Raw genomic sequence first — 19,828 nt, 5'->3', positions numbered from 1 at the left:
GACAAGGGGAATAGAGCGGAAATTTAGAGCGATTCTCGCAGAGCCGCCAGCATCTGGGCATTTTCCTGCGGGGTACCCACCGTCAGGCGCAGGCAACCGGCCAACAGCGGGTGCATGGCGGACACGTTCTTGACCAGGATCTTGCGAGCCTTGAGACCGGCGAACACCCGGGCGGCCGACTGAGCGGCATCTTCGGTACCCGCGCCCGCGCTTTGCGGGACACGCACCAGGATCATGTTGGCCTCGCTGCCCCAGACGGTGAAGCCCAGGCCCCTCAGCGCATCAACCAACAGCGTGCGCTGCGCCTTGATTTCGCGCGCCTGAGCGGCGAACACCCCCGCATGCTCCAGCGCGAACAGCGCGCACTCGGCGTTGAGCACGCTCACGTTGTAAGGCGGACGCACCTTGTCGAACTCGGCCAGTAGCGCGGTTGGCCCCACCATGTAGCCCAAGCGCACCCCTGCCAGCCCGAACTTGGAGAGCGTGCGCATCAACAGCACGTGGGCGTGCTTGCTGGGTTCGGCGCGCATCTTATCCAGCCAGGTCCGCGCCGCGAAAGGCTGGTAGGCCTCGTCGATCACGACCAAGCCGCCTTGCGCTCCGGCGGTGGCGATGATGCGCTCCATGGCACCGTCATCCCACAGCGTGCCGGTGGGATTGTTCGGGTAGGCCAGGTAAGTGATGGCCGGCTTGTGCTTTTGAATGGCGGCCACCATGGCGGCCTCGTCCAGTTGGAAGTCCGGCGTCAGGTTGACGCTGTGGTAGGCCAAGCCCTGCAGTTGAGCGCTCATCGCGTACATCACGAAACCCGGCGCGGGCGCCAGGATGGAAGCACCGGGCAGGTCGCAGGCCATGGCGACCATTGAAATCAATTCGTCCGAACCGTTGCCCAGCATGAGCGCCTGACCCTCGGGCAGGTCAATGTGCCGCGCCAAGGCCCGCTTCAGATCGTCGATGCGTGCGCCCGGGTAGCGATTCACCGCCACGGCTCCGAGGCGACGGCCGAGTTCGGCCTGCAGTTCAGGCGACAGGCTGTACGGGTTCTCCATCGCGTCCAGTTTGACCAGCCCCGAGCTGTCCTGCACCGCATAGGCGTGCATGCCCTGCACGTCGCTGCGGATGCGGGAAAAGACGGGCGGGCGCGAACGGGAGAGGTCAGGCGCGTTCATGGAGCAGGATGGGAGGGGACGGGGGTGGGAGCAAGGGGTCGGTGACTCGCCTTGAACAGCGCGGCCACCACGTCGGACTGGGTGATCATACCGACGACGCGCAGCGCCTCGTCCACCACGGGCAGGTGGTGCAGGCCGCCATCGGAAAACAGTTCCACCAGCTCCACCAGCGGCTGCGCGGGCCGCGCCACCCGCACGCGCCGCGTCATGATGTCCTGCACATGCCGGGCCGTGTTCATCACGGGCAGCTTGCGCGGGTCGGGCGCGCTCTGGGCCAGGAAAAAGTCATGAAGGGACACGATACCCGCCAGCGTGCCATCGTCGCGCACCACGGGCAAGGCCTTGACCTTGTGCGTGATCAGCTGGGCCCAGGCGGCGTCCACGCCGTCGCGCGGGCGCGCCGCGACCACATCGCGCGACATGATGTCCTCGCACAGCAGGTCTCCGAACTGGCGGCGGCTGGCCTGCAATTGCGCACGCACCAGCACTTGCTCGAGATCGTCCCGGGTGATGTCCAGAAGATGCCCCTGGCTGGCCAGTGCCGCATCCAGATCGGCACGGTTGAAACCCAGGCGAGCGCTGGGCAGCGGATCGGTTGTGCCATGGGGGTGCGGCGCGGGCCGGTGCGGGTAAGGGCGGCGCGCCACGGTGCTGTACAGCAGGGCCAAGGCGAGCAGCAGGAGGGAATTCAAGCCTGCGGGCCAGAGCACGTAACGCCAGCTCAGCTCGGCGATGGCCGGTCCGCCCAGCACCGCCGTCAACGCCACTGCCCCGCCAGGTGGATGCAGGCAGCGCAAGGCAAACATGGCCGCTATCGCGCCCGCGCCCGCCAGACCCGCCGCCAGCACGCCATGTCCGAACGCATGCATGCAGGCAACGCCGACCACTGCCGACACCAGATTGCCCGCCAGCATGGGCCAAGGCTGGGCCAGGGGACTGGCCGGGGCTGCGAACAACAGCACGGTCGACGCCCCCATGGGCGCGATGAACCAGGGGTTGACTTGCCCCAGGATGAGATGACTCAAGGCCGCAGAGCCCAACAGGCCCAGGGCCGCACCCACCACACTGAGCGTCAGCTCACGTCCGCTGACGCGGGGTTGTGTCGGCTTGAATCCGACCCACCATGACCATGGAAACTGCACGCGGCACACTCCAGAAGCACCAAAACGGGGCATTCTAGGATGCCCTCGTTGAGCTACCGATGAATCGGTCGATGCTCCGTCCCCGCGCCCGGCGTGAGGAACAACAAGGTGGTCGAAGTAGAAGTTCTGGCCGTGTGCCAGACACTCCGAGGTACAAGCACATAGGCGCCCGTCGTTTGCAACGGCGTGACCTGCTCGCCCTCGGGCAGATCGAGCACAAGTTCACAGCTCCCGGACAAGAGCAAGACCAGTTCCTCGCCAGCGGGGTGACGCTCCCACGTGGCCCAGGGCTCGGAAAAAGTGAAGGCGGACATCAGCCGCCCTTGGTCCAACTGCGGCAAACGCCCGGCCGACACGTCGGCCCAGAAGGCATCGGTGACGGCCAAGGCATCCGCGCTCCCGCCGTCTCGGAAGTGCAGATAGGTGGTCAGAATGTCTCTACTTGTACGCACGATTCAACTTCCGCCATGCCGATGAGCGACCCGATCTTTCGATTGCAAGGATCGACCACATTGCAGCATTTCGCTACAAGAGTTCCATCGCGTGGTCGATGGTATGAATGCGCAGAGCTGGCTCTACAAGCAACCGCTGCCCTAAGTTTGCTACATTCTCGCGCCCGCAGAGTTCGCTTATCAACTTAGGAGGTCCATTTGAAAGCTGCTGTCACGAAAATTTTTGCCATTTCCACCGCCATTCTGTTGTCTGGGTGCGCCACGATCATGGGAACACCGACGCAGACCGTACCCATCAGCAGCACGCCCAGCGGCGCCAGCATCCTGATCACCGATGAATCTGGCATGGAAGTCTTCGGCGGTACCACTCCCACCTCCGTCACGCTGAACAAGAGCTCAGGTCGTTACTGGGGTGGGAAGAATTTCAAGGTAACGATTTCGAAACCGGGCTACAAAACCCAAGTCATTCCAGTCGAGACGAACGCGAACGGTTGGTACATCGCTGGGAACCTTGTGTTCGGCGGGCTGATCGGCTGGTTCATCGTCGACCCTTTGAATGGCAACATGTATTCCCTGTCTCCCGAAGCAGTGGCTGCGAACTTGGGCACTGAAGCAGCGCACAATAACCGGACCAATGACGGTAGCATCGCGGTGATGCTGCTTGAGGATGTGCCGTCGCAGCTCAGGGACAAACTGGTGCGAATCAACTGAATCTCCGCGCTCGCGGATTTCATCAGTCCTTGAACAGTGGCACGAAACTCAATGTTTCGTGCCCGACAACCGCATCTCCGCCGCCCGAGCATGCGCCTGCAGGCCTTCGCCGTAGGCCAGTTCGGCGGCGATCTTGCCCAGGCCTTGCGCGCCAGCCTCGCTGACTTCGATCAGGCTGCTGCGTTTCTGGAAGTCGTAGACACCCAACGGTGACGAAAACCGCGCCGTGCCACTGGTCGGCAGCACGTGGTTGGGGCCGGCGCAGTAGTCGCCCAGCGACTCGCTGGTGTAGGCGCCGAGGAAGATGGCGCCCGCGTGCTTGAGCAGCGGTTCCCACCGGTGCGGATCACGGCTGCTGACCTCCAGGTGCTCCGGGGCGATGCGGTTGCTGATGGCGCAGGCTTCCGCCATGTCGCGGGTTTGGATCAGCGCGCCCCGTCCACTCAAGCTCTTGGCGATGATCTCGGCGCGTGGCATCTCGTTGAGCAGCCGGTCGATCTCGCGCTGCACGGCATCGATGTAGGCCGCGTCGGGGCAGAGCAAGATGCTTTGCGCCAGCTCATCGTGCTCAGCCTGGCTGAACAGGTCCATGGCCACCCAATCCGCAGGCGTGCTGCCGTCGGCCAGCACCAGGATTTCGCTGGGGCCAGCGATCATGTCGATGCCCACCACGCCGAACACGCGGCGCTTGGCGCTGGCCACGTAGGCGTTGCCGGGGCCGGTGATCTTGTCCACCTTTGGGATCGTGACCGTGCCATACGCCAGCGCCGCCACGGCTTGCGCGCCGCCGATGGTGAAAACGCGGTGCGCACCCGCCACAAACGCCGCAGCAAGGACCAACTGATTCTTCTCGCCACGCGGCGTGGGCACGACCATGATGATTTCGCCCACGCCCGCGACATGCGCTGGAATGGCATTCATCAACACGGACGAGGGGTACGCCGCCTTTCCGCCCGGCACATAAATGCCCACGCGGTCCAGGGGCGTGACCTTCTGACCCAGCAGGGTGCCGTCGGCGTCACGGTAGCTCCAGCTTTCGCCACTGGCTCGCTTCTGCGCCTCGTGATAGAGGCGCACACGCTGCGCAGCGGCCTGCAAGGCCTCGCGTTGCGCGACGGGCAGCCCGTCGAACGCCGCCTTCAATTCGTCGGTTTTGATTTCCAAGGCGGCCATGCTGGTCATTTGCAGGCCGTCAAAACGCGCGGTGTAGTCCAGCACGGCGGCATCGCCGCGTGTTTGCACATCAGCCAAGATGTCGGCCACGCGCTGCTCGATGGCCGCATCGGTGTCGGCGGCCCAGTGCAGGCGCTGCTGAAAGCGCTGTTCGAAGTCGGCCTGCGTGGTGGACAGGCGCAGGGGCTCGGCCTTGAAACTCATGCAGTGGTCTCCAGAGCTTGGCCAAAGGCGTCGATGATGTGGCGCAGCGGCTCGCGCTTGAGCTTGAGCGCAGCCTGGTTCACGACCAGGCGCGCCGAGATGTCCATGATGCGCTCGACCTCCACCAGGTTGTTGGCCTTCAGCGTGTTGCCGGTGGACACCAGGTCCACGATGGCATCCGCCAAACCGGTGAGTGGCGCCAACTCCATGCTGCCGTAGAGCTTGATCAGATCCACGTGCACGCCCTTGGCGGCGAAGAAGTCGCGCGCGATGGTCACGTACTTGGTGGCCACGCGCAGGCGCGCGCCCTGGCGCACGGCGGCGACGTAGTCATAACCTTCGCGCACGGCGACACTCACGCGGCATTGGGCGATGCGCAGGTCCAGCGGCTGGTACAGGCCTTCGTTGCCATGCTCGATCAGGGTGTCCAGGCCGGTGATGCCCAGATCGGCGCCACCGTACTGCACATAGGTCGGCACGTCGGTGGCGCGCACAAGCACCACGCGCACCTCGGGTCGGTTGGTGGCGAGGATGAGCTTGCGGGTCTTCTCGGGATCGTCCAGCACCTCGATGCCGGCGGCCTGCAACAGCGGCAAGGTCTCGTCGAAGATGCGACCTTTGGAGAGGGCGAGTGTGATCATGGGCAGGGATTATTTCACGCGCTTGAGCGCCGCCGGGCCGCCCCAAGGCGCGAAGGCCCCACGTCAAGCGAAGCGCAGGGCAAGCCTGCAGTCGGGGGGCAGCGGCCACACGAAGTGGGCAAGCGTGGGGGCATTAGCGCACGCGTTCGATATCGGCGCCCAGCGCCGCCAGCTTGGCTTCCATGCGGTCGTAGCCACGGTCGAGGTGGTAGATGCGATCCACCACGGTTTCGCCCTCGGCCACGAGACCGGCGATGACCAGGCCCGCGGACGCGCGCAGGTCGGTGGCCATCACGGTGGCGCCCGAAAGACGCGGAACGCCTTCGATCACGGCAACCATGCCACCGGCCTGGATGCGTGCCTGGGCGCCTAGGCGAGCCAGTTCGTGCACGTGCATCAGACGGTTCTCGAAAATGGTTTCCGTCACCGTCGAGGTGCCCTCGGAGATCACGTTGAGCGCCATGAACTGCGCCTGCATGTCGGTCGGGAAACCCGGGTACTCGGTGGTTCGGAAGCTCTGAGCCTTGAGGCGCCCATGCGAGCGGACGCGGATGCCGTCGGTCTGGACCTGGACGCGCGCACCGGCCGCGACCAGTTTTTCAATCACCGCGTCCAGGTGATCACCGCGGGCATGGCGCAGGAACACGTCCCCCCCGGTGGCGGCCACCGCGCAAAGAAAGGTACCGGCTTCGATGCGGTCTGCCACCACCTGGTGCTGAGCGCCGTGAAGCTTTTCGACGCCCTGGATACGAATGCGGCTACTGCCGTGGCCTTCGATCTTGGCGCCCATCTTGATGAGCAATTCCGCCAGATCGGGAATCTCCGGCTCTTGGGCCGCGTTCTCCAGGATGGTCTCGCCCTCGGCCAAGGTCGCGGCCATCATCAGGTTCTCGGTCCCCGTGACCGTGACCATGTCGGTGGCGATGCGCGCGCCCTTCAAGCGCTTCTGGCCCTGCGGCAGTTTGGCCAGGATGTAGCCATGCTCAACCACGATCTCCGCACCCATGGCCTGCAGGCCCTTGATGTGCTGATCTACTGGACGCGAGCCAATGCCGCAGCCCCCTGGCAGCGACACCGTGGCTTCGCCAAAGCGCGCGACCAAAGGCCCCAACGCCAGCACGGAGGCACGCATGGTCTTGACCAGTTCATACGGTGCCTCGCGCAAGTTCAGTGGGCCTGCGTCAATGCATGTGCGTCCTTGCTCGTCACGCTCTGCCTTAACCCCCATATGACGCAAGAGTTGAAGCATCGTCGTGACGTCTTGCAGCCCCGGAACGTTGAGCAAGGTGACCGGCTCGTCCGTCAACAGCCCCGCGCACAGCTCCGGCAAAGCCGCGTTCTTGGCACCTGCAATCGGCACCTCGCCTTGCAATTCTCGTCCGCCGCGTATCCGTAGTTTGTCCATGATGTTGTGCGTTAGCGCCGCCTGGCGGCAGGCGGTTTATTGAGAGGCCGCCCGCCACTCCGCGGGGGTGTAGGTTTTCATCGACAGCGCGTGCACCTCGTCCGTGTGCATGCGCTGGCCCAACGTGGCATAGACGCGCTGGTGGCGCTGGATCAGGCGCTTGCCCTCGAACTCGGGCGAGACAATGACGGCACTCCAATGTCGGCCATCGCCTTCCACGGTGATGTGCTCACAGGGCAGGCCAGCTTGGATGAGTGCTTGCAGGTCGTGTGCTTGCATGTGGGTAGGGAGCTGATCGGGCCGTGGATCAATGACGGATCTTGTAGCCGATGCGTAGCAAGTGCACGGCCAAACCACCGACCCCCAACAAGGCCACCACGACCACGCCCAGGCTGAGCCAGGGCGAAACGTCGCTCACGCCAAAAAAGCCGTAGCGGAATCCGTCGATCATGTAGAAGAAGGGATTGAAATGGCTGAGGCCTTGCCAGAACGCTGGCAGGGTGTGCAGCGAATAGAACACGCCCGAGAGAAAGGTCATGGGCATGATCAGGAAATTCTGGAAGGCGGCCAGCTGGTCAAACTTCTCGGCCCATAGCCCAGCGATCAGGCCCATGGCGCCGAGCAGAGCCGCACCCAAGACAGCAAACACCAGCACCCACAGCGGGGCCACCAGAGTCAGGTCGGCGAACCAGACGGTGACCAGCAGCAGCACCGCACCGACGACCAGACCGCGCAGAATTGAGGAGCCCACGTAGGCCACGAACCAGGCCCAGTGCGACAGCGGCGTGAGCAGCAGGAAGATCAGATTGCCCGTGATCTTGCTTTGGATCAAGCTGGAGGAGCTGTTGGCGAAGGCGTTTTGCAGCACGCTCATCATCACCAGGCCGGGGATCAGGAAAGCGGTGTAGCTGATCTGCCCATAGACCTTCACATGGTCTTCCAGCACATGGCCGAAGATCAGCAGGTAAAGCAAGGCCGTGAGCACGGGCGCGGCGATGGTCTGGAAGCTGACCTTCCAAAAGCGCAGCACTTCCTTGTAGAACAGGGTCTGCCAGCCTTGCAGACGCCCCCCTGCCCTGCTGAGTCGGGACCGCTGGCCCGCGTCTGCATTGAGCGAGACTTCCGTGCCTTGCAGAGGTTCAACGGCGCTCATGCGGACTCCCTTTGCTCGCCCATGACCTGGATGAACACATCTTCCAGGTCGGCCTTGGTGATTTCGACTTCGTCCACCCGCACGCCTGCGGCGCGCACGGCGGCAAGGTAGTCTTCGATCGCGCGCGCGTCCTGGGCGGGAAACTGCACGCTGCGGCCCGTCACGCGCGCGCGCGCGGCCAGCTCGGGCGGCAGTTCGCCCTCGATTTTCAGACGCAGCACATGGCTGGACGCGGACTTGAGCAATTCACTCGTGCGCTCCAAGGCGACCACCCTGCCCTGCTTGAGCATGGCGATGCGGCTGCACAGGGCCTCGGCCTCTTCCAGGTAATGCGTGGTAAGCAGCACGGCATGGCCCTCGCGGTTCAGGCGCAGCACGAACTGCCACAGCGTCTGGCGCAATTCCACGTCCACGCCCGCAGTCGGTTCGTCCAGCACGATCACAGGCGGCTTGTGCACCAAGGCCTGAGCCACCAGCACACGACGCTTCATGCCGCCGGACAGTTGGCGCATGTTGGCGTTGGCCTTGTCGGCCAGCCCCAAGCCCTCGAGCAACTCGTCGATCCATGCGTCGTTGTTCTTGACGCCAAAGTAACCCGACTGGAAGCGCAGCGCCTCGCGCACATTGAAAAAGGGATCGAAAACCAACTCTTGCGGAACAACGCCCAGGAGGCTGCGGGCCGCGGCGTAGTCGGTCTGCACGTCATGACCTAGAACGGTCACACGGCCACTGCTGGCCGTGGTCAAGCCCGCGAGGATGCTGATCAGGGTGGTCTTGCCGGCACCGTTGGGACCGAGCAAGCCGAAGAACTCACCCTGCGCGATGTCGAAGCTCACACCATCCAGAGCAGCGAAGGTGGACGCGCCCGCCCCGGCCTGACCGCCACGCGCAGCGCCCTTCGGCGTGGGATAGCGCTTGGTGATGGACTGAAAGGAAATGGCGGGGAGCTGGGTGGAAGCTGGCATGGGAGCCCGATATTTTAGCGAGAGGGGCTCAACCTGGCTTGTCGTGCCGGCATGCGGCCAAGCCCCATCGCCGCAGACGGTCTGCCCCGTGACTCAGGCCCGGCGAGTGCTCGCCTCAGTGGATCGACAGCAACTCATCCACGCCGTAGAGGCGGGCAAGCTCAATGAGACGTGGATTCAAATGCAGCAACTCGAGTCCCTTGCCATTCGCTAGGCAGGCACGGCGGAACTCCAGCAAGACAGCTAGCGTCGAGGAATCGAAGTGCTCCAAAGCCCCGGCATCCACTTGCGCCGCGGGCCCGGTTTGTGAGGGAATGGCTTGCACCAACATCGGCAAACAGGCGTTGGCCTGGAGATGCGTCAGGTCTTCAGGCAGCACGAGCAAGGGAGGGGTCGGCATGAGGACGCCTTTTTTGCTGTTGGAATCAGTTCTTCGGGGCCGCGGCCTGCGCCGTGGCTTTGTTGCGCTCGGCCAAGGAGGCGATGAGCCCATCAATGCCTCGGGCGTTGACTTCCTGGGCGAACTGGCTGCGATAGGTTTCGACCAACCACACACCCATCACGTTCACGTTGTAGATCCGCCAACCCACCGCAGTGCCGGGAGCCTGCTCCAGCCTGTAGTCCAGTTGCACGGGCTCAGCGGCACCTGGACCACGCAACTCCGTGCGCACGATCACGTCCTTGGGATCGGCGGAGGCTCGCATGGGCTTGGCGCTGACCTTCATGCCCTGAACTTGCGCCAGAGCTCCCGCATAGGTGCGCACCAGCAAGGTCTTGAATTCTTCCTGAAGGCGCAGACGCTGCTCAGGGGTGGCCTGCCGCCAGCCCGGGCCAACCGCCGAGGCGGTCATGCGGGGGAAATTCACCAGCGGCATGATCTTGGTGTCAACCAGCGCGATCAGGCGAGGCATGTTGCCTGCCATCAAAGCCGGATCAGACTGGATGGTGGCGAGGACTTCGTTCGACATGGTCAGCACCATGGCATCGGCCGATTTTTCGGCTTGGGCCATCGCGGGCTGCATCCAAGCCGTCAGGGCCAGGAAGCCAGCAGCCATGAGGCTGCGCAGGGAATAACGATGGAAAAAACGACCTTGCATGGAAACGGACTCCTGGCACTCACGGACCACCCTCCACTGCAATGGAGTGAATGCCCTACCGTGCGGTTTGTCTGGTTGGCTCTCTGATGTGGCGCTTATTTAATGATCTTCAAGCCTGGCAGGCCCAGATCCAGCGGCACCGTCGGCGTTCCAGGAATTCTACCGGGCACACGCGTATCGCGCTCGACCTGCGGCTCCGTGGGGTCAGCGGAATCCTCCGCGAGAGACTTTTCAGTCTCACTCGAAGCAGCGGAATCAGGCGATGCAGTGGTTTCGGGCGCCGCGGTCTCTTGGTAATCCTCGGCGCTGTAGTCCTCTTCCGCTGGCATGGGCTCATCAGGCGGATCACCGTCATACACGAGGTGTCGACGATACTGAAGATAAGCATCACGGATGAGCACATAACGATCAAACGTTGCCCCCTCCATCAACGCCTCTTGCTTGAGCAAGCCGGCACGGTTATCCACTTGCCCCAGGACGAACAGAGAGTTGCGCAGCCGCACATCGTCTTGCTGGCTCAAGGGATCGCCCGCCCAGTCAACCGGCAAGGCTGCCGTGTCACGCAGGGTGGACGGTCCCAGCAGAGGAAGCACCAGATAGGGCCCAGCGCCAACCCCCCAGTACCCCAAGGTCTGCCCGAAATCTTCTTTGTGGCGCGGAATGCGCATTTCCGTCGCGACGTCCAGCAAGCCCCCCAAACCAAAAAAGGTATTGACCCACAGACGGGTGAAGCTCTCACCGGCAGCACGCCCCTTCAACTGCAAGGTGCTGTTGATGGTGGTCCAGGCATCTTCCAAGTTGTTGAAGAAATTGCCAACGCCCTTGCGCACCAGCGGAGGCACGTAATCCTGGTAGGCCGTCGCCGTGGGCTTGAGGATGGCGCGATCCAAGGCGTCGTTGAAACCAAACACGCCTCGATTCCAAGGCTCCAAGGGATCCGGATTGGCGCGGGTGGCCGCGGCCGGAGGTTCAGCTTCTGATGGCGGGCTGTGCGCGCAGCCCGACAGTCCCGCGAGCAGCAATACACCCCCCAGACACAGAACGACCGAGCACCAGGCTCGGTCCGCTCTCAGGCCATTGTGTGCACGATGCGCAAGCGGGGGCACCGTTTCGTCCCAAGGCACTCGCTTCGACCCCGATGTCATTTCTTGGCGGGTGCCTCGCTTGCCTTGTTGTAGAGGAACTGGCCGATCAGGTTTTCAAGCACGATGGCTGATTGGGTGTTGGCGACCAAATCGCCCTCGGCCAAATTCTTGTCGTCTGCACCGGCTTCGATGCCGATGTACTGATCGCCCAGCAAGCCACTGGTCAGGATCTTGAGCGAGCTGTCCTTCGGAAACTTGTAGCGCTTTTCCAGGTCGATGCGTACGCGCGCCTGGAAGCTCTTGTCGTCAAAGCTGATGCCCGAGACGCGCCCCACCACCACGCCACCGCTCTTGACCGCCGCGCGGGGCTTGAGCCCGCCGACGTTGTCGAACAAGGCCTCGACGCGGTAACTCGACTGAAAACTCAGATGCAGCAGGTTGGCGGCTTGCAGCGCCAGAAACACCAGTGCCGCCAGCCCCAACAAAACGAACAAACCCACCCACACATCATTCTTCGAGCGTTCCATCACGCACTCTCCTAAATCGTGAACATCAGAGCGGTGAGGACGAAATCCAGTCCGAGCACCGCCAGAGAAGCCATCACCACCGTGCGCGTCGTCGCGCGCGACACGCCCTCGGGCGTGGGCTGAGCCTCATACCCTTGCAGCAGCGCGGTGAACGAGACCGTGAAACCAAACACGATGCTCTTGATGACACCGTTGCCCACGTCGCTCCACACACTGACGCTTGCCTGCATCTGCCCCCAGAAGGCCCCGGGGTCGATACCGATCATGACCACGCCAACCACCCATCCGCCCAGCACGCCAACCGCGCTGAAGACCGCCGTCAACAATGGCAGGGCGATCACGCCGGCCCAGAAGCGCGGGGCCAAGATGCGTTGCACCGGATCGACCGCCATCATGGCCATGGCATTCAGTTGCTCGCCAGCCTTCAGCAGGCCGATCTCGGCCGTGAGCGAGGTGCCTGCCCGGCCCGCGAACAGCAACGCGGCGACCACCGGGCCCAGCTCACGCACCAAGGACAGCGTGACCATCTGGCCCAGGGCCTGCTCCGAGCCGAAATCCACCAGGATGTAGTACCCCTGCAAGCCCAGCACGAAGCCCACGAACAGGCCTGAGACAACGATGATGGCCAGTGAGTGATTGCCCAGCAGGTGGATCTGTTCACTGACCAAGCCGAAACGGCGGAAGGTGGGACGGGCCAGTTGCCAAAAGCGGAAGAACAATCGCGTCGCACGGCCGATGTCGGCCAGCTTGCTGCGCACCGCGTAACCCACGTCGGAGGGACGCCACCAGCTCATTGAATAACCTCCGTGCTACGCACTGCAATGCGATTTTGCTTGGGGCGGCCCGGCGCGGCGCTCATGGGCGCACCCCGCCAAAGTCTTCTTCCACGGCCGGACCGGGATAGTGGAACCGCACGGGCCCATCGGGCAAAGCATGGACAAATTGCCTGACCAAGGGATCGGTGGATTCCTGCACCTCGTCGGGCGTGCCTTGCGCGACGATGGCGCCATTGGCCAGGATCACCACATGGTCCGCGATTTGAAATGTTTCCTCTAGGTCATGCGAGACGACGATGCTGGTGACCCCCAGGCTGTCATTGAGACGGCGGATCAGCTGGGCTGCAGTACCCAGAGAAATCGGGTCCAGCCCCGCGAAGGGCTCGTCGTACATGATCAACTCCGGGTCCAAGGCGATCGCGCGTGCCAGCGCCACGCGCCGGGCCATGCCACCCGAGACCTCGCTGGGCATCAGATCGCGCGCGCCGCGCAGGCCCACGGCATTCAGTTTCATCAGCACCACGCCGCGCAGCAAGTCTTCGCTCAGCTTGGTGTGTTCACGCAAGGGAAAGGCAACGTTCTCGAACACGCTGAGGTCAGCGAAGAGCGCACCAAACTGGAACAGCATGCCCATGCGGCGACGCGCTTCATACAGGCGGGCGTGATCCATCTCGCCGACGTTTTGCCCGTCGAACAGCACTTGGCCTTGCTGGGCACGGATTTGCCCACCAATCAGGCGCAGCACGGTGGTCTTGCCACCGCCCGAGGCACCCATGATCGCAGTGACCTTGCCACGCGGTATCACCAGGTTGACCCCATCCAGGATGGCGCGCTTGCCGTAGCCGAAGACCACGTCGCGCAATTCGACCATGGGGGAGTCCGGCCTGCCTTGTTGTGTTGGTACAGCCATGTCGTGAATTTGTTAGCCCGTGAGAACGGGACTCGTCTCCAAGCCGGGGAATCATAAAGCATGCCCGCGCCCCCTTGCTCCAAGGGGAATGGCGAGGCGGCCCCGAGACCCACACGATCGGAGAACACGACACTGGACGACATCCCTCCGCAGACACCACCGCGGAGGGCCAGGTCCTCAGCGCGGCAGGGTGCTGGTGCCCATCAAGAATTCGTCGACCGCACGGGCGGCCTGACGGCCTTCACGGATCGCCCACACCACAAGGGACTGCCCGCGGCGCATGTCACCGGCCGCGAACACCTTGTCCACGCTGGTGCGATAGCCGCCCTGAGCTTCCACACCCGCCTTGGCGTTGCCACGCGGGTCCTTCTCGACCCCAAAGGATTCGAGGATGCTGGCGACCGGGCTGACGAAGCCCATGGCCAGCAACACGAGGTCGGCCTTGTAGTCCTTTTCGGTGCCCGGGATCTCGACGAACTTGCCGTCCTTGAACTCCACGTGCACGGTCTTCAGACCGACGATGCGCCCCTTGTCCTTGCCCTCGCCCTCGATGAAGGCCTTGGTGGACACGGCGAACTCGCGCACGCAGCCTTCCTCGTGGCTGGAACTGGTGCGCAACTTCAGCGGCCAGTACGGCCAGACCAGGGGTTTGTTTTCCTGCTCGGGCGGCTGGGGCATGACTTCGAACTGGGTCACGCTCGCCGCGCCATGGCGGTTGCTGGTACCCACGCAGTCGGAGCCGGTGTCACCGCCGCCGATCACGATGACGTGCTTGCCGGTGGCCATGATCTGGTCCTTGACCTTGCCGCCCGCGTTGACGCGGTTCTGCATGGGCAGGAATTCCATGGCGAAGTGGATGCCGTCCAGGTCACGGCCCGGCACCGGCAGGTCGCGGCTCTGCTCAGCGCCACCGGCCAGCAGCACCGCATCGAACTCTTTCTTGAGCTGCTCGGGCGTGACCGTTTCCTTCGCCCAGTTGGTGACCTTGCTGCCCTTGGGCAACTCACCCACCAAGGTGTTGGTCTTGAACACCACGCCCTCGGCTTCCATCTGCTTGACGCGGCGGTCGATGTGCGACTTGTCGAACTTGAAGTCCGGGATGCCGAAGCGCAGCAGGCCCCCGGCCGTGTCGTTCTTCTCGAAGACGGTCACGGCATGGCCCGCGCGGGCCAGTTGTTGCGCGGCGGCCAGACCGGCCGGGCCGGACCCCACGATGGCGACCTTCTTGCCCGTCTTCACGGCGGCGGGCTGGGGCTTGATCCAGCCCTCGGCCCAGGCGCGGTCAATGATGGCGTGCTCGATGGACTTGATGCCCACCGCGTCGTCGTTGATGTTCAGCGTGCAGGCCGCCTCGCAGGGCGCGGGGCAGACACGGCCGGTGAAGTCGGGGAAGTTGTTGGTGCTGTGCAGCACCTCGATCGCGTTCTTCCAGTCGCCGTGATAAACGAGGTCGTTGAAGTCCGGAATGATGTTGTTGACCGGGCAGCCGCTGTTGCAGAAAGGCGTGCCGCAGTCCATGCAACGCGCACCCTGCTGCTTCGCCTGCGGCTCGCTCAGGCCGATCACGAATTCCTTGTAGTTCTTGACGCGCTTCGCGACGGGCTCGTAGCCCTCCTCGAGACGCTCGTACTCCATGAAGCCAGTGACTTTTCCCATCTTCTTTCCTTACTTGGCCGGAGCCACTTCCTTCTTCGCCGCGGACTTGGCAGGGGCCTCCGCCGCACTCGGCTTGCGCTCCGCCAGGGCGCGCTTGTATTCGTTGGGGAACACCTTGACGAACTTGCCGCGCGCGTCCTTCCAGTGGTCCAGCAGTTCGCGCGCGCGCTTGCTGCCGGTCCAGCGGTTGTGGTCCTCCAGCAGCTTCTTCAGCTGGGCCTCGTCGCTGAGCCCGCGGTGCCAGTTCACGGCCTCACCCGCCTGCTCGGCGGTCGGCACGACCTTCTCCAGCGAAACCATGGACGTATTGCAACGCTCGGCGAACTTACCGTCTTCGTCGTAGACGTAGGCCACGCCGCCGCTCATGCCCGCGGCGAAGTTGCGGCCGGTCTTGCCCAGCACCGCCACCGTGCCACCCGTCATGTACTCGCAGCCGTGGTCACCCACGCCCTCGACCACCGTCGTCGCGCCCGACAGCCGCACCGCGAAACGTTCACCCGCGACGCCGCTGAAGAAAGCTTCGCCCGTGGTCGCGCCGTACAGCACGGTGTTGCCCACGATGGTGTTGCGCGTGGCGTCGCCGCGGAAGTCAATGCTGGGCCGCACCACCACACGGCCGCCCGACAGGCCCTTGCCCGTGTAGTCGTTGGCCTCGCCAATCAGGTAGAGCGTGATGCCCTTGGCCAGGAAGGCGCCGAAGGACTGACCACCCGTGCCTTCCAGCTGGATGTGGATGGTGTTGTCGGGCAGACCCTGCGGGTGCACCTTGGTCACCGCGCCGGAGAGCATGGCGCCCACGGTGCGGTTGACGTTGCGCGCCGCCTCGATGAACTGCACCTTCTGGCCTTTGTCGATGGCCGCGCGCGATTTCTCGATCAGCACGTTGTCCAGGCTCTTTTCCAGGCCGTGCTCCTGCTCCTCCACATGGCGGCGCGGCACGTCGGCGGGCGCGGACGGCAGCGCGAACAGGCGGCTGAAGTCCAGGCCCTTGGCCTTCCAGTGCGCGATGCCCTGCTTCGTGTCCAGCAGGTCGGCGCGGCCCACCATGTCGTCGAACTTGCGGATGCCCAGCTGCGCCATGATCTGGCGCACTTCCTCGGCGACGAAGAAGAAATAGTTGACGACATGCTCGGGCTTGCCGCTGAACTTCTTGCGCAGCACCGGGTCTTGCGTGGCCACACCCACCGGGCAGGTGTTGAGGTGGCACTTGCGCATCATGATGCAGCCTTCGACCACCAGGGGCGCGGTCGCGAAGCCGAACTCATCCGCGCCCAGCAACGCTCCGATGGCCACGTCGCGGCCGGTCTTCATCTGACCGTCGGCTTGCACGCGAATGCGGCCGCGCAGTCGGTTGAGCACCAGGGTCTGCTGGGTCTCGGCCAGGCCGATTTCCCAGGGCGAACCGGCGTGCTTGATGGACGACCAGGGCGAGGCGCCCGTGCCGCCGTCATGACCGGCGATCACCACGTGGTCGCTCTTGCACTTGGCCACGCCCGCGGCAATGGTGCCCACGCCGATCTCGGACACCAGCTTGGTGCTGATGCTGGCGTGCGGCGCCACGTTCTTCAGGTCGTGGATCAGCTGCGCCAAGTCCTCGATCGAATAAATATCGTGGTGCGGCGGCGGGCTGATGAGGCCGACGCCCGGCACGCTGTGGCGCAGGAAACCGATGTACTCGGTCACCTTGCCGCCGGGCAGCTGGCCGCCTTCGCCGGGCTTGGCGCCCTGCGCCATCTTGATCTGGATCTGGTCGGCCGAGGCCAGGTACTCGGCAGTGACGCCGAAACGGCCCGACGCGACCTGCTTGATCTTGGAACGCAGGCTGTCGCCGTCTTGCAAGGGCAGGTCCACTTCCACGCGGCTTTCGCCGATCACGCTCTTGAGCGTTTCGCCCTTCTTGATCGGGATGCCCTTGAGCTCATTGCGGTAACGCGCCGGGTCTTCGCCGCCCTCGCCGGTGTTGCTCTTGCCGCCAATGCGGTTCATGGCCACGGCCAGCGTCGCGTGCGCCTCGGTGCTGATGGAGCCGAGCGACATGGCGCCGGTGGCGAAACGCTTGACGATCTCGCTCGCGGGCTCGACCTCCTCCACGGGAATCGCCTTGGCCGGGTCGATCTTGAACTCGAACAGGCCACGCAGCGTCATGTGGCGCTTGCTCTGGTCGTTGATGAGCTGGGCGTATTCCTTGTAGGTCGAGAAGTTGTTGGCGCGCGTGCTGTGCTGCAGCTTGGCGATGGCGTCCGGCGTCCACATGTGCTCCTCGCCACGCGTGCGCCAGGCGTACTCGCCGCCCGCGTCCAGCATGGTGGCCAGCACCGGGTCATTGCTGTAGGCCGCCTTGTGCATGCGGATGGCTTCTTCCGCCATCTCGAACACACCGATGCCTTCCACGCGGCTGGGCGTGCCGGTGAAGTACTTGGCCACGGTCGCGCTGTTGATGCCGATGGCTTCGAACAGCTGCGCGCCGCAGTAGCTCATGTAGGTGCTCACGCCCATCTTGGACATGATCTTGGACAGGCCCTTGCCTATCGCCTTCACGTAGTTGTAGATGGCCTTGTCAGCGCTCAGGTCGCCCGGCAATTCCTTGTGCATGGCGGCGATGGTTTCCATCGCCAGATAGGGGTGCACGGCCTCGGCGCCGTAACCGGCCAGCACGGCGAAGTGGTGCACCTCGCGCGCCGCGCCGGTCTCCACCACCAGGCCCGCGCTGGTGCGCAGACCTTCGCGCACCAAGTGCTGATGGATGGCCGACAGCGCCAGCAGCGCGGGGATGGCCACCTGACGGCTGCTGCTGGTGCGGTCGCTGATGATCAGGATGTTCTTGCCGCCCTTGATGGCGTCCACCGCCTCGGCGCATAGCGAAGCCAGCTTGGCTTCCACGCCTTCATGGCCCCAGGTCAGGGGGTAGGTGATGTCCAGCGTGGCGGTGCGGAACTTGCCCTGGGTCGCGGTCTCGATGCGGCGCAGCTTGGCCATGTCCGCGAAGTCCAGGATGGGCTGGCTCACTTCCAGCCGCATGGGCGGGTTGACCTGGTTGATGTCCAGCAGGTTGGGCTTCGGGCCGATGAAGCTGACCAGGGACATGACGATGGCCTCGCGGATCGGGTCGATCGGCGGGTTGGTCACCTGGGCAAACAACTGCTTGAAGTAGTTGAACAGCGGCTTGTTCTTGTCCGACAGCACGGCCAGCGGGCTGTCATTGCCCATGGAGCCGATGCCTTCCTCGCCGTTGGTCGCCATCGGGGCCATCAGGAACTTGATGTCTTCCTGCGTCATGCCGAAGGCCTGCTGGCGGTCCAGCAGGTCGTTCGCGGCGGCGGCGGGAATGCCATCGGAGCCACTGCTTTCCACGTCGTCCAGCTTGACGCGCAGGTTCTCGATCCACTGCTTGTAGGGCTTGCTGTGGGCGAGGTTGGCCTTGAGCTCTTCGTCCTCGATCATGCGGCCTTGTTCCAGATCGATCAGGAACATGCGACCCGGCTGCAGGCGCCACTTGCGCACGATCTGGCTTTCCGGCACCGGCAGCACGCCCGATTCGGAGGCCATGATGACCAGGTCATCCTCGGTGATGCAGTAACGCGAGGGACGCAGGCCATTGCGGTCCAGCGTGGCGCCGATCTGGCGGCCATCGGTGAACACGATGGAGGCCGGGCCGTCCCAGGGCTCCATCATGGCCGCGTGGTATTCGTAGAAGGCCTTGCGCCGCTCGTCCATGGTGGCGTGCTGTTCCCAGGGCTCGGGAATCATCATCATCACGGCCTGCGACAGCGGGTAACCCGCCATGGTCAGCAGTTCCAGGCAGTTGTCGAAGGTGGCCGTGTCGGACTGGCTGGCGAAGCTGATGGGGTAGAGCTTCTTCAGGTCGTTGCCCAGCACGGGCGAGGACATCACGCCCTCGCGCGCCTTCATCCAGTTGTAATTGCCCTTGACCGTGTTGATTTCGCCGTTGTGCGCGACGTAGCGGTAGGGGTGGGCCAGCGGCCACTCGGGGAAGGTGTTGGTCGAAAAACGCTGGTGCACCAGGCCCAGGGCCGAGACGCAGCGCGGGTCCTTCAGGTCCAGGAAGTATTCACCCACCTGGTTCGCCAGCAGCAGGCCCTTGTAGACCACCGTGCGGCTGGACATGCTGGGCACGTAATACTCTTTGCTGTGCTTGAGCTGCAGCGCCTGGATGGCGGCGCTGGCCGTCTTGCGGATCACGTACAGCTTACGCTCCAGCGCGTCTTGCACGATGACGTCGGCGCCCCGGCCAATGAAGACCTGGCGCATGATGGGTTCCTTGGTGCGCACCGTGGGCGACATGGGCATCTCGCGGTCCACCGGCACGTCGCGCCAGCCCAACAGCACCTGGCCTTCGGCGCGGATGGCGCGCTCCAGCTCTTGTTCGCAGGCCAAGCGCGAGGCGTGTTCCTTGGGCAGGAAAATCATGCCCACGCCGTATTCACCCGGCGGCGGCAGTTCCACGCCCTGCTTGGCCATTTCCTCGCGGTACAGCGCGTCCGGCAACTGGATCAGGATGCCCGCGCCGTCGCCCATCAGCTTGTCCGCGCCGACGGCGCCACGGTGATCCAGGTTTTCCAGGATCTTGAGCGCGCCGCGCACGATGTCATGGGTCTTGACGCCCTTGATGTGCGCCACGAAGCCCACGCCGCAAGCGTCGTGCTCGTTCGCACCCGAATACAAACCGGTTTCCTCGAGATGCTGAATCTCGGCAACCGCGGACATCGCGCCATCCTTCATGGCCTGCTCCTGCTAATCATGA

General features: G+C 64.1%; 18 protein-coding genes. 1 reads left to right on the top strand and 17 read right to left on the bottom strand.

The features are described from left to right. Positions 1-23: 23 nt before the first annotated feature. Genes hisC through ACLBKS_RS07310 form a run of 3 tightly spaced genes read right to left on the bottom strand, consistent with a single transcriptional unit; the run spans position 24 to position 2,763 of the window. Complete coding sequence (gene hisC, locus ACLBKS_RS07320; RefSeq protein WP_410192139.1) at positions 24-1,169, bottom strand: histidinol-phosphate transaminase; 1,146 nt, start codon at positions 1,167-1,169, stop codon at positions 24-26. Beyond that, positions 1,166-2,311: an HPP family protein gene (locus ACLBKS_RS07315; RefSeq protein ID WP_410192138.1), complete on the bottom strand. Its 1,146-nt coding sequence runs from the start codon at positions 2,309-2,311 to the stop codon at positions 1,166-1,168. The genes hisC and ACLBKS_RS07315 overlap by 4 nt, the downstream gene beginning before the upstream one ends. A gap of 53 nt (positions 2,312-2,364) precedes the next feature. Beyond that, a complete protein-coding gene (locus ACLBKS_RS07310; protein ID WP_410192137.1) occupies positions 2,365-2,763 on the bottom strand; it encodes a cupin domain-containing protein in 399 nt (132 codons plus the stop codon). Positions 2,764-2,961: 198 nt separating this feature from the next. Here ACLBKS_RS07310 and ACLBKS_RS07305 point away from each other — a divergent pair, with 198 nt between their 5' ends. Further along, complete coding sequence (locus ACLBKS_RS07305) at positions 2,962-3,474, top strand: hypothetical protein (RefSeq protein ID WP_410192136.1); 513 nt, start codon at positions 2,962-2,964, stop codon at positions 3,472-3,474. A gap of 48 nt (positions 3,475-3,522) precedes the next feature. On the opposite strand, the gene hisD is transcribed toward ACLBKS_RS07305, so the two are convergent. The 14 genes from hisD to ACLBKS_RS07235 form a co-directional block, all read right to left on the bottom strand. Next, positions 3,523-4,851 carry a histidinol dehydrogenase gene (gene hisD / locus ACLBKS_RS07300; RefSeq protein ID WP_410192135.1) on the bottom strand — a complete coding sequence of 443 codons (1,329 nt, stop codon included), beginning with the start codon at positions 4,849-4,851 and terminating at the stop codon, positions 3,523-3,525. Then, positions 4,848-5,492 (bottom strand): ATP phosphoribosyltransferase, encoded by a 645-nt coding sequence (gene hisG / locus ACLBKS_RS07295; RefSeq protein ID WP_410192134.1) that lies wholly within the window; start codon positions 5,490-5,492, stop codon positions 4,848-4,850. Before hisG ends, hisD begins: the two co-directional genes overlap by 4 nt. A 133-nt stretch (positions 5,493-5,625) precedes the next feature. Continuing rightward, the gene (gene murA / locus ACLBKS_RS07290; RefSeq protein ID WP_410192133.1) at positions 5,626-6,897 is read right to left on the bottom strand and encodes a UDP-N-acetylglucosamine 1-carboxyvinyltransferase; all 1,272 of its coding nucleotides are present in this window, start codon (positions 6,895-6,897) and stop codon (positions 5,626-5,628) included. Between the two features lie 36 nt (positions 6,898-6,933). Beyond that, a complete protein-coding gene (locus ACLBKS_RS07285; RefSeq protein ID WP_410192132.1) occupies positions 6,934-7,176 on the bottom strand; it encodes a BolA family protein in 243 nt (80 codons plus the stop codon). A gap of 28 nt (positions 7,177-7,204) precedes the next feature. After that, positions 7,205-7,960, bottom strand: coding sequence for an ABC transporter permease (locus ACLBKS_RS07280; protein WP_410192356.1), 756 nt, complete (start codon positions 7,958-7,960; stop codon positions 7,205-7,207). An 86-nt stretch (positions 7,961-8,046) separates the two neighbouring features. Then, the gene (locus ACLBKS_RS07275; protein ID WP_410192131.1) at positions 8,047-9,015 is read right to left on the bottom strand and encodes an ABC transporter ATP-binding protein; all 969 of its coding nucleotides are present in this window, start codon (positions 9,013-9,015) and stop codon (positions 8,047-8,049) included. 115 nt (positions 9,016-9,130) lie between these two features. Further along, the gene (locus ACLBKS_RS07270) at positions 9,131-9,415 is read right to left on the bottom strand and encodes a lipid asymmetry maintenance protein MlaB (protein WP_410192130.1); all 285 of its coding nucleotides are present in this window, start codon (positions 9,413-9,415) and stop codon (positions 9,131-9,133) included. Positions 9,416-9,440: 25 nt separating this feature from the next. Next, positions 9,441-10,112, bottom strand: coding sequence for a phospholipid-binding protein MlaC (locus ACLBKS_RS07265; protein WP_410192129.1), 672 nt, complete (start codon positions 10,110-10,112; stop codon positions 9,441-9,443). Between the two features lie 95 nt (positions 10,113-10,207). After that, the gene (locus ACLBKS_RS07260) at positions 10,208-11,257 is read right to left on the bottom strand and encodes a VacJ family lipoprotein (RefSeq protein WP_410192128.1); all 1,050 of its coding nucleotides are present in this window, start codon (positions 11,255-11,257) and stop codon (positions 10,208-10,210) included. Beyond that, a complete protein-coding gene (mlaD, locus tag ACLBKS_RS07255) occupies positions 11,254-11,724 on the bottom strand; it encodes an outer membrane lipid asymmetry maintenance protein MlaD (protein ID WP_410192127.1) in 471 nt (156 codons plus the stop codon). Before mlaD ends, ACLBKS_RS07260 begins: the two co-directional genes overlap by 4 nt. An 11-nt stretch (positions 11,725-11,735) precedes the next feature. After that, on the bottom strand, positions 11,736-12,518 hold the full coding sequence (gene mlaE / locus ACLBKS_RS07250; protein ID WP_410192126.1) for a lipid asymmetry maintenance ABC transporter permease subunit MlaE: 783 nt from the start codon (positions 12,516-12,518) through the stop codon (positions 11,736-11,738). A gap of 61 nt (positions 12,519-12,579) precedes the next feature. Beyond that, positions 12,580-13,410, bottom strand: a complete 831-nt coding sequence (locus ACLBKS_RS07245) for an ABC transporter ATP-binding protein (RefSeq protein WP_410192125.1) — start codon at positions 13,408-13,410, stop codon at positions 12,580-12,582. A gap of 177 nt (positions 13,411-13,587) precedes the next feature. Further along, positions 13,588-15,066, bottom strand: coding sequence for a glutamate synthase subunit beta (locus ACLBKS_RS07240; protein WP_410192124.1), 1,479 nt, complete (start codon positions 15,064-15,066; stop codon positions 13,588-13,590). Positions 15,067-15,075: 9 nt separating this feature from the next. Beyond that, on the bottom strand, positions 15,076-19,791 hold the full coding sequence (locus tag ACLBKS_RS07235) for a glutamate synthase-related protein (RefSeq protein WP_410192123.1): 4,716 nt from the start codon (positions 19,789-19,791) through the stop codon (positions 15,076-15,078). Positions 19,792-19,828: the final 37 nt, after the last annotated feature.

The organism is Hylemonella sp. W303a (assembly GCF_046452315.1).
GTDB lineage: Bacteria > Pseudomonadota > Gammaproteobacteria > Burkholderiales > Burkholderiaceae_C > Hylemonella.
This window is presented reverse-complemented; position numbering and strand designations above follow the sequence as displayed.

Excerpts from the sequence above, each read along its gene's own strand:
- hisC (WP_410192139.1), bottom strand. The coding sequence starts at position 1,169 with ATGAACGCGCCTGACCTCTCCCGTTCGCGCCCGCCCGTCTTTTCCCGC.
- hisD (WP_410192135.1), bottom strand. The coding sequence starts at position 4,851 with ATGAGTTTCAAGGCCGAGCCCCTGCGCCTGTCCACCACGCAGGCCGAC.
- hisG (WP_410192134.1), bottom strand. The coding sequence starts at position 5,492 with ATGATCACACTCGCCCTCTCCAAAGGTCGCATCTTCGACGAGACCTTG.
- murA (WP_410192133.1), bottom strand. The coding sequence starts at position 6,897 with ATGGACAAACTACGGATACGCGGCGGACGAGAATTGCAAGGCGAGGTG.
- ACLBKS_RS07285 (WP_410192132.1), bottom strand. The coding sequence starts at position 7,176 with ATGCAAGCACACGACCTGCAAGCACTCATCCAAGCTGGCCTGCCCTGT.
- ACLBKS_RS07275 (WP_410192131.1), bottom strand. The coding sequence starts at position 9,015 with ATGCCAGCTTCCACCCAGCTCCCCGCCATTTCCTTTCAGTCCATCACC.
- ACLBKS_RS07270 (WP_410192130.1), bottom strand. The coding sequence starts at position 9,415 with ATGCCGACCCCTCCCTTGCTCGTGCTGCCTGAAGACCTGACGCATCTC.
- ACLBKS_RS07265 (WP_410192129.1), bottom strand. The coding sequence starts at position 10,112 with ATGCAAGGTCGTTTTTTCCATCGTTATTCCCTGCGCAGCCTCATGGCT.
- ACLBKS_RS07260 (WP_410192128.1), bottom strand. The coding sequence starts at position 11,257 with ATGACATCGGGGTCGAAGCGAGTGCCTTGGGACGAAACGGTGCCCCCG.
- mlaD (WP_410192127.1), bottom strand. The coding sequence starts at position 11,724 with ATGGAACGCTCGAAGAATGATGTGTGGGTGGGTTTGTTCGTTTTGTTG.
- mlaE (WP_410192126.1), bottom strand. The coding sequence starts at position 12,518 with ATGAGCTGGTGGCGTCCCTCCGACGTGGGTTACGCGGTGCGCAGCAAG.
- ACLBKS_RS07245 (WP_410192125.1), bottom strand. The coding sequence starts at position 13,410 with ATGGCTGTACCAACACAACAAGGCAGGCCGGACTCCCCCATGGTCGAA.
- ACLBKS_RS07240 (WP_410192124.1), bottom strand. The coding sequence starts at position 15,066 with ATGGGAAAAGTCACTGGCTTCATGGAGTACGAGCGTCTCGAGGAGGGC.
- ACLBKS_RS07235 (WP_410192123.1), bottom strand. The coding sequence starts at position 19,791 with ATGTCCGCGGTTGCCGAGATTCAGCATCTCGAGGAAACCGGTTTGTAT.